Consider the following 14792-nt stretch of genomic DNA (forward strand, 5'->3'; position numbering starts at 1 on the left):
ACGGCGCTCGGTGCCTTGCTCCTTTCCACGGCGGGCCTCCTGCCGGCCGGCAGCGCCGCCGCCGCGGCCCCGGCGGCGACGGAACGTCCGTCGCTGACCTCGGCGACCGGCAGCTATCTGGCCGGGCGCTTCGCCCAGCGCCAGGACGATTGGGCCGCCGCCGCCCTGTTCATGGCGCACGCCCTGTCCGCCGACCCAGGCGACCTGACGCTGCTGCGCCGCACCTACCTGCTGAAGCTGGGCGAAGGGCAGTTCGACGCCGCCATCGACCTCGCCAAGCGGCTGCTGGAGCAGGACAACGACCCGCAGATGGCCATCGCCCTGCTGGCCTCGGACAATCTGGCCCGTGGCAAGCTGAAGGAGGCCAAGGCCATGGCCGCGCGCATGCCCAAGGAGGGCATGGCGAAATACATCGGCCCGCTGATCGACGCCTGGCTGGCCGCTGCGGAGGGCAAAACCGACGCGGCGCTGAAGGCGCTGGAGCCGCTTTCGACCGCCAGCGGCTTCGCCGCCCTGCACGACCTGCACGCCGGCCTGGTGCTGGAACTGGGCGGGCGCAAGGACGCCGCCGCGGAGCGCTTCGCCCGCGTGCTGGACAAGGAGGCGCCGCTGCGCGTCATCCAGATCGTCGGCAGCTTCTACGAACGCACCGGCCGCAAGGACGAGGCGCGCAAGCTCTACGACGCCTTCCGCGCCAGCAACCCCGACAGCCTGATGGTCGAGCCGGCGCTGAAGGCGCTGGACGAGGGCAAGACCACCGCCCCTGTGGTGTCCGACGCCAAGCAGGGGCTGGCGGAGGCCCTGTTCGACCTGGGCAGCGCCATCCATCACGAGGGGGCGGAGGAAACCGCCCTGCTGTTCGGGCGGATCGCCCTTCACCTGCGCCCCGACCTGTCCCTGGCGCGGCTGATGATCGGCGACATCATGGAAAACCGCGACCATCACGCCGACGCGCTGGTCGAGTTCCAGGCGCTGGAGAAGGACCCGGTGCTGGGCTGGACCGCGCGGCTGCGCGCCGCCGAAAGCCTCGCCCGACTGGAGCGCACCGACGACGCCATCGCCGCCTTCTCCTCCCTGTCCGCCGAGCGTCCGGAGCGCACCGACGCGCTGATCCGGCTGGGCGACCTGTACCGCGTCGCCAAGCGCTACGGCGAGGCCGCCGCCAGCTACAGCAAGGCGCTGGAGCGCATCGGCACGCCGGAGGAGCGGCATTGGGCGGTGCTCTACGCCCGCGCCATGTCCTACGACAAGGTGGACCGCTGGCCGGACGCCGAGCGCGACCTGCGGGCGGCGCTGGCGCTGAAGCCGGACGAGGCCTTTCTGCTGAACTATCTGGGCTACAGCTACGTCGACCGCGGGCTGAACCTGGAGGAGGCCAAGACAATGATCGAGAAGGCCGTCGCCCTGCGCCCCAAGGATGGCTACATCGTCGACAGCCTGGGCTGGGCGCTCTACCGCACCGGCGATTTCGAAGGGGCGGTGGAGAAGCTGGAGCGCGCGGTGGAGCTGAAGCCGACCGACGCCACCATCAACGACCATCTGGGTGACGCCTACTGGCGCGTCGGGCGCCGCAACGAGGCCCGCTTCCAATGGACCCGCGCGCTCCGCACCGCGGAGGAGGAACCGCAGAAGGAGGACATCCGGGCCAAGCTGGACAAGGGCCTGGTCGACCCCAAGGCGGCCGAGGCCGCGGCGCCGAAGGTCCAGTAAGGCTCCCGGCCGCCGCGCCGGCCAGCACGCAATCGTTCCCTTTACGTTCCGCTTTGCCGCGGCTATCCTGTCCCCATGGACGAGATTCCGCGGCAGGCCCTGAAAGGACGGGGGGCGATCAGCAACCTGACCTCCCGCTACGAGCGGGAGACGCGGGTGCTGGCCGACGACGGCTGGGGCGAGAACGAAGCGCTGACGGAGACCGTCCCGACCCAGGTCTTCGACGACACCGCCCGTTCGGTCCTGTCGAAGAACACGTCACCCGACGTGATCTTCGAGCGGTCGGTGAATCCCTATCGGGGGTGCGAGCACGCCTGCATCTACTGCTTCGCCCGACCGACCCACGCCTATCTCGGCCTGTCGCCGGGGCTGGATTTCGAGACGAAGATCTTCCGCAAGGCCCGGGCGGCGGAGCTTCTCGCGGCGGAGCTTCGCGCCAAATCCTACCGCTGCCAGCCGCTGGCGCTCGGCGCCAACACCGATCCCTACCAGCCCGTCGAGCGGGAGCAGCGCATCACCCGCGCCGTGCTGGAGGTCTGCCGCGACTTCAACCAGCCGGTGATGATCATCACCAAGTCGGCGCTGGTCCTGCGCGACCTCGACATCCTGGCGCCGATGGCGGCGAAGGGGCTGGTCAACGTCGCGCTGTCGGTCACCACGCTCGACCGCGACCTCGCCCGCCGGATGGAGCCGCGGGCCAGCACGCCGCAGCGGCGCCTCGCCGCCATGCGTGAGCTGACGGCGGCCGGCGTGCCGGTGGCGGTGCTGGCCAGCCCGATGATCCCGGGGCTCAGCGACCATGAGCTGGAGGCCATCCTGACCGCGGCGGCGGAGGCCGGGGCGACGCAGGCCAACTACATCCTCCTTCGCCTGCCGCTGGAGATCGCCGATCTGTTCGAGGAATGGCTGCGCGAGCACGCGCCCAACCGCGCCGAGCGGGTGCTCAGCCTGATCCGCCAATGCCGCGAAGGGGAGTTGTACCAGTCCCGGTTCGGCAGCCGCATGAAGGGCTCCGGCCCGGTGGCGGAACTGCTGGCGAAGCGCTTCAAGCTGGCTTGCAAGCGCCTCGGCCTCAACGCCCGCGACGCCGCCCTCAACTGCGCGGACTTCAAGCCCCCTCCGGCCCGCGGCGATCAACTGACGATGTTCTGAGCGGGCGATCCCGCACAGGCACGATCCGGCGCGCTCCGCGTTGATCGGCCGGCCGTCGCTGGGCTACCCTCCGCCGCCTGAACACGCCCCTGCGGGCGTTGGAAATCCGGGTCGCGGTTTCAAGGTCGAGGGAGACGGGGTTGATGGCCACGATCGGTGAAGTCCTGGCCGTCGCCTTCGACGAGCATCGCGCCGGCCGCGTTCCCGAGGCGGCCGCTCTCTATCGCCGGGTCCTGGAGGCCGACCCGGCGAATCCCAACGCCCTGTACCTGCTCGGGATGGCCGCATGGCAGAGCGGCCGGCCGGCGCCATGCCTGAATCTGATCGGGCGCGCGCTTCGGCTCAATCCCGGCTGGATCGAGGCGCGAGTCAACCGGGCCATCATCCTGGACAAGGCCGGCCGCCCCGCGGAGGCCACCGCCGACTGGCGGCGGCTGACCCTCTTCGATCCGGGCCATAGGCAGGCCTGGCGCAATCTCGGCGATGCCTTTCAGGCCCATGGCGATGCGGGGACGCCGCAGGCCCTCGAAGCGCTGCGCCATGCCGCCCGCCTCGATCCCGGTTTGGCCGAGGTCCATCACGATCTGGGGGTGGTCCTCCGCCGCGCCGGCCAAATCGACGAGGCGGTGGACAGCCTGCACCGCGCCATCGCGGCCAGGGCCGATCTGGCGCCCGCCCACATGAATCTGGGCAACACCCTGCTCGAACGCGGCGATGACGCCGCGGCCCGGGCCAGCCTGCGGCGCGCGCTGGCGCTCAGCCCGGCCAGCCCGGAATACTGGTACAATGCCGGCAACGCCCTGTACGCCCACGGCGATCCGCAACAGGCGCTGCACGCCTACCGACGGTCGGCGCGGTTGGGGCTCGGGCTCGCCCATGTGCGGGTGGCGACGGCGCTGAACGATCTGGGCCGCTTGGCCGAGGCCGAAGCCGAACTGATCGAAAGCCTGCCGATCCCCGGCGTCGAGGTGCCCCTCAGCATCGAGTTGCTGACCAACGCCTTCCTGCGACGCGACGGGCTGGCCGAGGGTCGGGCGTTCTTCGCCCGGCTGGCCTCGACGCCGCTTGGCGGCGTCACCTATCGGGGGGAGTGCCTCACCGCGCTGGCCGCGTTCGACCTGCGGGACGGCGCCCCCCGGGCCGCCCACGACCGGCTGGCGGCGGTCCGCGGGGACAACGGCTGGTTCTTCACCGTGAAGTCGCTCGCCGCCCTGCGCGCGACCCTGGCCGGCCAGGGGCTTCAACTGGTCCGCCCCGCCCCCGTGGGGGCGGATGGCGGCCACCGGCCCCCGCGCGTGACCTCCTCGTCGCTGGCCACCCGGGGCCGCTTCGCCCACACCGTCCTGGAATACATCCTGGTCCGGCTCTACGCCGAGAAGCACGGCTTCCTGCTGGAGACTCCCGACTGGGTGGGCGGCGCCTTCTTCGAGCTGAACGATCCGCCGCAGAGCGGCCCGCTGCCGCCGCTGCTCTTCGCCCGCCGCACCCTCAACGATCTGGTGACCGGCGCCACGGAGCGGGCGCCGATCGCCGACCGCGACATCCTCTCGCCCCTGTTCCTGTTCGAGCACAAGCGGGAATACCGGCAGCGGGTCCAGTCCTGGCTGAAGCCGCGCCGGGTCTGGGAGCCACACCTCGCCCCGGCGGTCGAGCGGTTGCGGGCGGCGGGGAACACGGTGGTCGCGCTCCACATCCGGCGCGGCGACTTCGTGACGGCCAACTACCCGATCACCGAGACCGCCTGGTACGTCGACTGGCTGCGCGAGTGGTGGCCGCGCCTCGACCGGCCGGTGCTCTATGTGGCGAGCGACGACGTCGCGGCGGTCCGCCACGCCTTCGCGGAGTTCCACCCCCTGACGCGGGCCGACGTCGTGGAGGAGTGGGCGGGGCTGGACTTCCTTCAGGACTTCCACGTGCTGATGAACGCCGACGTGGTCGGCACCAGCGCCGCCAGCGGCTTCAGCGCGCTGGCCGCCCGCCTCAACACCCGCGCCCGCCTGTTCGTCGAGCCGGACGTCGCCGCCCGCCGCATCCGGCCCTTTGAACCCTGGACGCCCTGACGCTTATGCCCTGAAGCCCGGCGCTATTGGTCACCGGCGGGACCGGGCGAGAGCCTCGAGAGCGGCGCGGACACGGCCGACGACGGGCGCCCACGCGCCGCGCCGGTCCTGACGGAACAGGCGCATGGTCGGGTACCACGGCGTGCACATCCCCTGGTCCAGCCAGCGCCAATCGGGGGCGAAGGGCAGCACCGTCCAGACCGGCCGGCCGAGCGCCCCGGCCAGATGGGCCGGGGCCGTGCAGGAGCTGATGACGAGGTCGAGATTCTCCATGATCGCCGCGGTGTCGGCGAAGTCGGCGATCTCCGCGCCGAGGTCGGTGAAGGAGGACGGCAGCGGTCCGCAGGTCTCCAGGTCCTCCCGCCCCGCCCCCTTCTGCAGGCCGAAGACCGTGACGCCCGGAACGTCCAGCAGCGGAAGGAACGCCTTCAGGCGCGGCGAACGGATGTGGTCGGCCTTGAAGCCGGGGTTTCCCGCCCAGACCAGCCCCACCCGCAGCCCCGTCCGCTGAGCGGGCAGCGGACTGGGCGGCGGCCCCAGGCGCGTCGCCCAGCGTGTCACCAGCTCCGGCTCGGCGCGCAGATAGGGGGTGTCGGCGGGAATGGTGTAGAGCATGGTGCCCAACCGGTGCGGCAGGCTGGCCAGGGCGTCGTGCGCGTCGTGCGGCGGCGGCGGGTCGAACCGGCCGACCACGCCCTCGATGCCCGGCATGGCGGAGAGCAGGCGGACGAGCTGGCTGTTGCACTCGATGACGACGCGCGCGCCCCGCGCCTGAAGCTGTTGGGCAAAGCGGGCGAACATGATGGTGTCGCCAACCCCCTGCTCGTCATGGACCAGCAGGGTCCGGCCGGCGAGGTCGGAACCGTCCCAGGCGGGCGAGGCGAAGCTGCGCCGGGGCGACGGGAAGTCGGCCATGCGCGAGCGCCATTCGTACTCGGCAAACCCCTCCTCCAGCTCGCCCTTGAGCAGCAGCCCGAAGCCCAGCGCGGTGTGGGCCTCCGCCAGGGAAGGGTCGAGCCGGGCGGCGGTCCGCGACAAGGCAATCAGTTCGTCGACGCGCATCAGGTCGCGGGCGGCCAGCCCGAGGTTGAGGTGGGTGTGGGCCGCACCCGGCTGCATCGCGATGGATTGCCGGAAGCAGGCCACCGCCTCGTCGAGCCGACCGAGATCCTGAAGCGTGACGCCCAGGTTGTTGAGCACCCCGGGATCGCCCGGCGCGAAGCCCAGCGCGCAGCGGTAGTAGCGGACCGCCTCCTCGGCCCGGCCGAGACGGCGGTGGGCCATGCCGAGGTTGGCGTAGGCGGCGACTGACGACGGCGTCATGCCGAGGAGCACCATCAGCTCCTCGATCGCCGCCTCGGCGCGGCCGTCCAGGATGAGCGCCTGCGCGAGCAGCAGCCGCTGGTCGGTCAGCCGCGGCTTGAGACGGAGCAGCCGGCGCAGCGCGGTCGCGGCGTCGCCGTGCCGGCCCATGTCCGACAGCACATTCGCGACGTTGTTGAGCGCGTCGCCGGAGCCCGCGTCCAGCGCCAGGGCGCGGTGGCAGCAGGCCACAGCCTCCCCGTGCCGGCCGAGCCGCCGCAGCGCGCTGGCGAGGTTGGAGAAGCAGGCCGCGTTGTCGGGAGCGGAGCGGATGGACTGCCTCATCCACTCCACGGCCTCCGCCGGCTTACCGCACTGCAGCGCCAGCGCGCCCAGGAGATGCAGGGCATCGGGGTGGCGGGGGTGATCGGCGAGGACGCGCCGGTACGCGCTTTCCGCTTCGGCCAGCCGGCCGGCCCCGTGATGAGCGAGGCCCGCCGCGACGAGCGCCGCGGGGTCGGGTCGATCCAGGGTGGCTTTGCTGGAGAAGGCCATGCGTGCGTGCTTTCGAAACGTCGATCAGATCAGGACCGGGGATGCCCAGGGATCGTAGGGAACCAGGGCCCGAAGCGTCGGCTCCGGTCGAAGGAATTCACTGGCGTTGCGGTTCAGCATGGTCGCCACGAAGGAGAAGGAGCTGTTGGAAATGGCCACCCGGTCGGCGTGGCAGAGGACGTGGAAATCGGCGAAGAACTCCGCGCCCGCGATCGGCTCGGCCAGATCGCGGCCGGTGAGGGGGCGGTAGGCGGTGAATTCCCGCAGTTGGGCGGGATCGTCGGTCGCGATGAACAGGACCGGCCGGTCGAGCGTCGGCCAGACGGTCTCCAGCCAGCGCCGGTACCAGGACGCCGGGGCGATCCAGAACCGTCCCCAGCCGAAATCCCCGCGCCGGAGGTGCAGCGCCACGACGGTCCGCCCGGCGTCGCGCAGACGGCCGAGCAGCGCGTCCGCGTGGGGCCGGAGGCGGCGGCCCGGTGTGAACAGGGCGCGGAATTCCTCCCTGAACGGCGCCAGGGGCGTGGTGTCGCCGCAAAAATAACCGGACACGTCGCGGTCCGCCAGCAGGGTGGCGGGCTCCCCGCGGAGGGACGCGGTCACGGCGGCTTCGCCCTCCGCCTCCGCCACGCGCGCCAGCGCCGGACCGGGCAAGGGGTCGTCGTGATCGTACAGGTGGCGGCCGAGCCAGGGAGGAGCCTCCAGGGTGAGGCCGTGCCGGGCGGCGTAGAGGCGCAGGACGCCGTATTGGAGAAGCTGGTTGCCGAACCGGCCATTGCGCCCGAGGGACGTCGCGGCGAGGCGGCGGCCCGGCCCGCCCGCCGGGGCGGGTGGCGGAGGCGGCCCCCAGCGCCGCGCCAGCAGGGACAGCGCGCGGCGCGTGAAGGCCTCGCCAAACCCGGGGTTGCAGCGGATCGCCCTCTCCCAGGCCGCCAGCGCCGCGTCGGGGCGACCGAGCGCTTCCAGGGCACCGGCCAGCACCGCGTGACCGGTGTACAGCCCCGGGCTGAGCCGCAGCGCCCGCCGGGCAAGCGCCGCCGCGTCCGCCGCATCGCCGAGGGCCAGGGCGGCGTCCGCGCAGTCCGCGTTGAGGTCGGCCCGCATCGGGTCCAGCCGGAGCGCGCGCTCCAACTCCCGCGCTCCCTGCCCGTCCTGCCCGAGCCGCCGGTTCGCGCGGCCCAGCAGGTGTTGGGCGTTGGTAAGGCCCGGCTGGAGTTCCAGGGCGCGGCGCAGCCGGGGGACGGCCTGGGCATGGGCGTCGGCGTCGGTCAGCATCGACCCGAGATTGCACCACGCGGCGGCCGCCCCGGGATGAAGGCACGCCACCGCCCGGAAGGCCGTCAGCGCAAGCCGGGTGCGCCGCAGCCGGTGCGCGAGCAATCCCAACTCGAACCAGGCTTCGGTGCGGGCGGGGTCCCCGGCGACGGCCCGGGTCAGCGCGGCGACGGCGCGGTCGAACTGTTCGGCCCGGATGGCCTCCTTCGCCACCGCGATAGGGTCAATGGCGATGGGGTCGAGTGCGATGGGGTCGAGGACGCGAGGGGCGTCCCGGCTTTCCGAAAGGTCCGGCGCCGGAGACGGATCCTCGGGCTTCCCCTCAGCCGTGAGGAGCGGTGGTCCGCTCCAGCCGCCGTCGCGCAGAAGCGCGGACCGCTTGGCTTTCAGAGCGTGGAGGCGGCGCTGGGTCAGGATCTCGATCGCGACGAAGCGGGGGTCGGACGACACCTGCTCCGTCGGCTTGGCGCCGCTGGTCATCGTCTGGCGCTGCCGCGCCAGGGCGTTGTCCGTCCGCATCGTGTAATGGACCGTCTTCTCGGCGATGCAGACCCCGCCGAACAGGCTGTGGAGCGCCCGTCCGTAGGCCACGTCGTCGCCCACGGCCGGGTGGAACGGCGCCTCCTCCGGAAAGCCGCCGATCAGGTCGTGGCAGACGCGCCGTACGCAGAGGTTGCAGGGGTAGCTCAGCTCCGACGCCTCGCGCCACGCGGGGGTGATCTCATGATCGATGCTGTCGAAGTGCATCCCGGTGCGGACGAACCCGGCGTCGGGGGTGCGGTCCAGCACCGTCGCCGTCAGCACCAAATGCCGCTCGAAGAAATAATCGTCGGCGTCAAGGAACCACAGGTAGCGGCCGAGCGCCGCGGCGGCGCCGATGTTGCGCGACCGGCCGGCGCCCTGGTTGCGGTTGTTCGCGATCAGCGCGACGCTCTGCTCCGGATGCGCGCGCGCCCAGCGCAGGACCCGCGACGCCGTCCCGTCGGGGGAGGCGTCGTCGACGACGCAGACATGGACCTGCGCCCGCGGGTCCCGCAGCGTCTCGCGGTAGACGCGGGCCGCCGCGGCGACGCTGTCGAGCGCCCGCTCGATGGTGTCCTCCATCCGGTGCACGGGGATCACCACGGTGCCGAGAACGTCGGTATCAGCCTTGTGACGCGCGAGCCCCTGCAAGGCGACTCCCAACCCGCAATCCTCGGAACCCGCGGCCGCGTGCAGCCGTTCGGCCTCCGCGTCGCGGCCCTGGACCAGCCGGACGATGCCCAGGGCGCGGGCGAGATCCCTTTGCGGCGGCACGATGCGCGCCAGAGGCTCCAGCAACGCCGCCGCCTCGTCCGCTCTCCCCTCCTGCAGGCGCCGCAAGGCTTGGCCGGCGGCAACGCTCAAAGGCTCGCCGATCTGGCGGCCGAGCGCCTCATGGTCGCCGTGCAGGCGGGTCGCCCGCACGAACAGGGCGATCGCCCGCAGGCCGTCCCCCGCCTTGCGGGCTTCATGCGCCGCGTGCTGCCACGCGACCGCATCGCCCGGATCGACCGCGAGCGCCCGCCGGTGTGATGGGAGCCCGTCGGAGCCCGTCGCGTCCCGCTTCATTTCTCGGTCACCGCCGTCACGAAGGTTTCCGCGAAGGCCCGCCACGTCCGCTCGCCGCGCAGGAAGGCCCGCGCCCTGTCGGCGCGGGCGCGGGCGGCGGCGCGGTCGGTGTAGAGGGCTTCGAGATGGGCGACGGCCTCGTCGACCGACGATTCCCCCCAGCCGCGGCGGCGCCCGCCCCGACCGGATCCGGATTCGGCAACGGGGTCCTGCCGGCTCAGCGGCAGGCAGGCGCCGTCGCGGATCAGGTCAAGGTGCCCGGTGTTGGCCGACAGGATGACCGGCACGCCGCAGGCCATCGCCTCCATGGCGACGAGGTTGGTCGCCCCTTCGCAGCGATTGGGGAAGAGGGCGGCGTGGCACTCCGCCAGGATCGCCGGGATCTGGCCGCGCCCGAGAAAGCCCATGTCGACGAAGCCCTCCGGCGGCACGCCACAGTCCATCGCCCATTCGACGATGCGCAGCTTGCCGTTCTCGCCCACGGCGGGGGCGGAGGGCACGAGCGGGGACTCCGCGATGTCGGCGGAGGTGTGCGGCCAGGGGTTGTGCCACGCGGTGACCAGCAGCGCGTCGGGATGACGCTCGTGGAACCGGCGGAAGGCGGCCAGCACGATGTCCTGCCCCTTGCGGAACTCGATCTTCCCGCCCGAAAAGACGACGAAGCGGTCGCCGAAGCGCCCGGCCGGCGGTACCGGCGCCAGCTCGTCCGGGTCCACGCCCTGGAAGGCGCAGCCGACGTTGGTGAAGCCTTGCTCGGCCAGCAGGGCCCGGTTGTACTCGGAATGGACCACGATCCGGTCATAGCTCCGCGCGCGGCGCAGCGTGTCCTCGTCGAACAGGGTGTCCTCGAAGGCGATGACGCCGACGTTGCGGCTGCCGCGGAACCGGGCGGAGAACGGCCCGGCGACGAAGCCGTTGCCGAGCGCGTGCAGGACGGTGCAGTCGTTGAGGCCGAGCATCCGGTTGCCCGCCCGGTCGGCGATGGCGGTGATCTGCCGATGACCGTCCATCAGACCTGCCAGCTTTTCCCGGTTCTCCGGCCGCATGGTGGAGAGAAGCGGCTTTTCCAGCAGGAGCGGCGGCCGCCCCCGGTCGATCAGATGCAGCGCCGTGTGGACACCGACCAGACCCCAACCGTGCATCTCCGAAAGCTGCCACGTCAGCGCCAGGTTCTGCTCCACGCGCGGGGTCCCGCCATCCACCGCTGCCAACTCCGTCACGCGCCGCACGTCCTTTTTGCCCATGGCCTTGGATGATAGGATAGCAGAACGCGGACACCGATCCACAGCGCGCGCCGCCGTGCAGTGCGAGCCGTCCAGTGCGAGCCATCCAGCCCGAGCCAGCATGACCGTCAAGATCGCCTTTCTCGACCCGGCGGGTGGGGACTACACGCCGGACACGCCGCGTCTGCGCCCGCTCGGCGGCTCGCAATCGGCCCTGTGCTACCTCGCGGAGGCGCTGGCCGCCGCCGGAGTGGCCACCACCGGGCTGGCCACCGGGCTGGAAGTCACGCTGATCAACGGCACCCGGACGCCCGGCGTGGTGCGCGGGGTACGCTGCCTGCCCGCCGGCGCGGTGTCCTGGGAGGGCATGCGGGCCTTCGACGTCGTGGTGCTGCTCAACGGTTGCCCGACGGAGGCGCTGATCCGGCTGCGCGCGGCGCTCGACGGCGGGCAGAAGCTGATCCTGTGGATGCAGCACGCCGTCGACCAGCCCGCCGCGCAATGCGTCGCGGAGCCGGAGGCGCGGGCCTGCTGGGACGGCTACGCCTTCGTCAGCCGCTGGCAGATGGACGGCTACCGCGCGGCGTTCGGCCTCGACCGCCGGCTCTGCCGCATCCTGCGCAACGGCGTCGCGCCGGCCTTCGCCGGTTTGTTTCCGGAGGGGGTCGACATCAGGGCGGCGAAGCCCTGGCCGCCGGTCCTGGCCTACACCAGCACGCCCTTCCGCGGCCTCGACGTGCTGCTCGACAGCGTTCCCCGCCTGCGGGCGGCGATCCCCGGAACCACCGTCCGGGTGTTCTCCAGCCTGGATGGCTATCAGGTCCCCGCCGACCAGGACCCTTACACCGCCCTCTACCGGCGCTGCCGCGAGACGGTGGGGGTGGAGTATGTGGGGGCGGTCTCCCAAAGCGCCCTGGCCGAGGCGTTGCGCGGCGCGACCGCCCTCGCCTACCCGAACCGCTTCGCCGAGACCTCCTGCATCGCCGTCATGGAGGCGCTGGCCGCCGGCTGCCTCGTCGTGTCCAGCGCGCTCGGGGCGCTGCCGGAAACCACGGCCGGCTTCGCCCGGCTGATCCCGGTCCCGGACGACCCGGCGGAGCACGCCGCCCGCTTCGCCGAGGCCGCCCGGACGGCCCTGCTCCAGTGGCGCGACGATGGCGCGGCCACCGAACGCCGGCTCCGCGAACAGGTGGACCACGTCGCCGCCGCAATGACCTGGCCCGGACAGGCCGCGGACTGGCTGGCGTGGTTCGAGGCGTTGAGGAGCGACCGGAAGGGACGTGCCGCGCCGGCCAAGGAGGCGGCGGCCGTCACCGCCGATCTGGCCGAAGCGCAGCAGCGCCTGCTCGGTGCGCTGGGCGCCCACCTGAACGCCCGCCCCCCGGCCGATGGGGAACAGGCCTGGCGGGCGGAGGCGCGGGCGCTGATCGCCCTCGTCGAGCAGTCCCTGCGGCTCGACCACAACACGGAGGAGAACCGCTCGGCCGTCTGGACGACGCTGCGCGGCTTCGACGCCTGGTTCGCCTACGTCACGACGCTGACCGACACGCCGCCGCCCGCGGCCCCGCCACCCGGCGGGCGCCGGATCTACGACTGCTTCCAATTTTACAACGAGTTGGACCTCCTGGAGGTGCGGCTGGCCGAGCTGGACGCGGTGGTCGACCGCTTCGTCCTGGTCGAGGCGACCTTCACCCACGCCGGCGATCCCAAGCCTCTCCATTACGCGGAGAACCGCGCGCGCTTCGCGGCCTACGCCGACAAGATCATCCACGTCGTCGTCGACGACGATCCCGGCGGCTTCGCGTGGCAGCGCGAGGCCCACCAGCGCGACGCGATCATCCGCGGCCTTGAGGGCTGCGACCCGACGGACATGATCATCGTCTCGGACGCCGACGAAATCCTCCGCCCCTGGGTGATGGAGCGGCTGCGCCGGGAACCGGACGACGGTCGCTCGCTGTTCGCGCCCCATCTCGACATCTTTCTCTATTTCCTCGACCGCAAGGCGCCCGATCCCTGGGTGTCGGTGGCCGCCGCCCCGTGGGAGCTGATCCGCCGCATCGGCGCCAACCGCGCCCGCTACCTGACCAAGCTGGGGCATGGGCGGGTCGTCCCGGACGCCGGCTGGCACTTCACCTGGATGGGCGGGATCGAGCGCTTCCGCGCCAAACTGCAGGCCTTCGCCCATCGCGAGATGATCGCGGACTTCGACCAGGATCCGGCGGCGAACCGCGAACGGCTGGACCGCTTCTACGCCACCGGGCGCTTCGACGGCGGCGCCGTTCCCGGCATGTGGACGTCCCTGGCGCCCGTCCCCATCGACGCCGGCTTCCCCCGGATGATCCGCGAACGGATCGACCATTTCCGCGCCCTCGGCTGGCTCTCGCCCGACGCCGGCCCGCCGGTCCCCAAGGAACCGATTGCGGACTCCGGGTCGGAGCATCGTCGTGCCCTGGTCCTCGACCCCGCCTCCATCGACGCCTTCCACGCCCTGGCGATGGAGCGGCTCGCCCGCAACGCGCCGGAGGAGGCGGACGGACCGTTGCGCCGCTGCGTCGTCCTCGACCCCTTCGGCACCTTCCACCGCTCCCATCTCGCCCACACGCTGCTGATGCGCCAGCGTTACGGCGAGGCGGAGGGCGTGCTGCGGGAGCTGGTCCGCCTCGCCCCCGACGACCATCGCGCCCGCGCCAACCTGGGCACCGCGCTGAAGAATCTCGGCCGTCACGACGCGGCGGTCGGCGCCGGACGCTCGGCGCTGGCGCTGGCCCCCGCCGAACCCGGCGTGCTCAGCAACCTCGGCCTCGCCCTCTCCCTGCGGAGCGGCGGGGACGAGGCGGCGGCACGCGTCCTGCGCCGGGCGGTGGCGATCGACCCGGATTTCACGTCGGCCCGGCTGAATCTCGGCGTCGTGCTCAGCAAGCTGCGGCGCATCGGGGAGGCGGAGGCCCAGTGCCGCCGCGTTCTCGACCGCGATCCGAATCACGCCGAGGCGCACACCCTGCTGGGCACCTGTCTTCTGCTGCGCGGCGAGCTGGAGGCCGGGTTCCGGGAATATGAGTGGCGCACCCGTCTGGCCGACCGTCAGGTCACGCCCCGCGGCTTGCCGACCCCGGTCTGGGCGGGCGGGAACCCGGACGGCCTGACCATCCTGCTGCACGACGAGCAGGGGCTCGGCGACGGCATCCAGTTCGTCCGCTACGCCCCCCTGTTGCGCCGCCGGGGTGCCCGGGTGATCGTCGAGTGCGACGACCGTCTCGTCCGCCTGTTCGCCACGCTCCCCGGCGTGGACGGGGTCGTCGGCCGGTCCGACGCAACGCCGCCGCACGACGCCCACGCCGCTCTGCTCAGCCTGCCGCACTGTCTCGACACCACGCTGGCGACCGTTCCGGCCGAGGTCCCCTACCTGCACGCCGAACCGGCGCTGACGACGGCCTGGGCGATGCGCCTGGGGCCGCGGACGGGGCTGCGGGTCGGGCTGGTGTGGGCCGGCAACCCCGAGTTCAAGGACGACCGTCGGCGCTCGCCGGGGCTGGCCGCCCTGCGGCCGCTGCTCGACGTTCCGGGCGTCGCAGTCTTTGGCTTGCAAATGGGGGCTGGGCGGCAGGATCTGGACCGCTGCGGGCCGCTGCCATCGTCCTTCACCGACCTCGGCGCGGAGATCGCCGACTTCGCCGACACCGCGGCGATCATGGAGAATCTCGACCTCGTCATCAGCTCCTGCACGGCACCGGCCCATCTCGCCGGGGCGCTCGGCCGCCCGGTCTGGACGCTGTTGCCGGACATCGCCGACTGGCGCTGGCTGGAGCGTGGCGACACCTCTCCCTGGTATCCGACCATGCGCCTGTTCCGCCAGACGAGGTCGGGCGACTGGACGTCCGTGGTCGCCGGCGTGCGGGAGGCGCTGGAACAGCTGGTGGCTGCATAG

General features: G+C 72.3%; 7 protein-coding genes. 4 read left to right on the forward strand and 3 right to left on the reverse strand.

Features of this window, described 5'->3' with window-relative positions:
- The first annotated feature begins 15 nt into the window (after positions 1-15).
- The 3 genes from D3869_RS34500 to D3869_RS19335 all read left to right on the forward strand — a co-directional run bounded on the left by D3869_RS34500 (position 16) and on the right by D3869_RS19335 (position 4922).
- Positions 16-1710, forward strand: coding sequence for a tetratricopeptide repeat protein (locus D3869_RS34500; RefSeq protein ID WP_282190174.1), 1695 nt, complete (start codon positions 16-18; stop codon positions 1708-1710).
- Positions 1711-1785: 75 nt separating this feature from the next.
- The gene (locus tag D3869_RS19330; protein WP_137141488.1) at positions 1786-2862 is read left to right on the forward strand and encodes a PA0069 family radical SAM protein; all 1077 of its coding nucleotides are present in this window, start codon (positions 1786-1788) and stop codon (positions 2860-2862) included.
- 143 nt (positions 2863-3005) lie between these two features.
- Positions 3006-4922 (forward strand): tetratricopeptide repeat protein, encoded by a 1917-nt coding sequence (locus tag D3869_RS19335; protein ID WP_137141489.1) that lies wholly within the window; start codon positions 3006-3008, stop codon positions 4920-4922.
- A 30-nt stretch (positions 4923-4952) separates the two neighbouring features.
- Here the strand turns inward: D3869_RS19335 and D3869_RS19340 are convergent, their stop codons facing one another.
- From D3869_RS19340 to D3869_RS19350, 3 genes are read right to left on the reverse strand one after another with little or no spacing between them, the layout of a single operon-like run.
- Positions 4953-6779 carry a tetratricopeptide repeat protein gene (locus tag D3869_RS19340; RefSeq protein ID WP_137141490.1) on the reverse strand — a complete coding sequence of 609 codons (1827 nt, stop codon included), beginning with the start codon at positions 6777-6779 and terminating at the stop codon, positions 4953-4955.
- 24 nt (positions 6780-6803) lie between these two features.
- A complete protein-coding gene (locus D3869_RS19345; RefSeq protein ID WP_137141491.1) occupies positions 6804-9644 on the reverse strand; it encodes a glycosyltransferase in 2841 nt (946 codons plus the stop codon).
- Positions 9641-10864 carry a glycosyltransferase family 4 protein gene (locus D3869_RS19350; protein WP_247895790.1) on the reverse strand — a complete coding sequence of 408 codons (1224 nt, stop codon included), beginning with the start codon at positions 10862-10864 and terminating at the stop codon, positions 9641-9643. Before D3869_RS19350 ends, D3869_RS19345 begins: the two co-directional genes overlap by 4 nt.
- 124 nt (positions 10865-10988) lie before the next feature.
- Here D3869_RS19350 and D3869_RS19355 point away from each other — a divergent pair, with 124 nt between their 5' ends.
- On the forward strand, positions 10989-14792 hold the full coding sequence (locus tag D3869_RS19355; protein ID WP_175426530.1) for a tetratricopeptide repeat protein: 3804 nt from the start codon (positions 10989-10991) through the stop codon (positions 14790-14792).

The sequence above is a fragment of the Azospirillum brasilense genome (assembly GCF_005222205.1).
Taxonomy (GTDB): Bacteria; Pseudomonadota; Alphaproteobacteria; order Azospirillales; family Azospirillaceae; genus Azospirillum; species Azospirillum brasilense_G.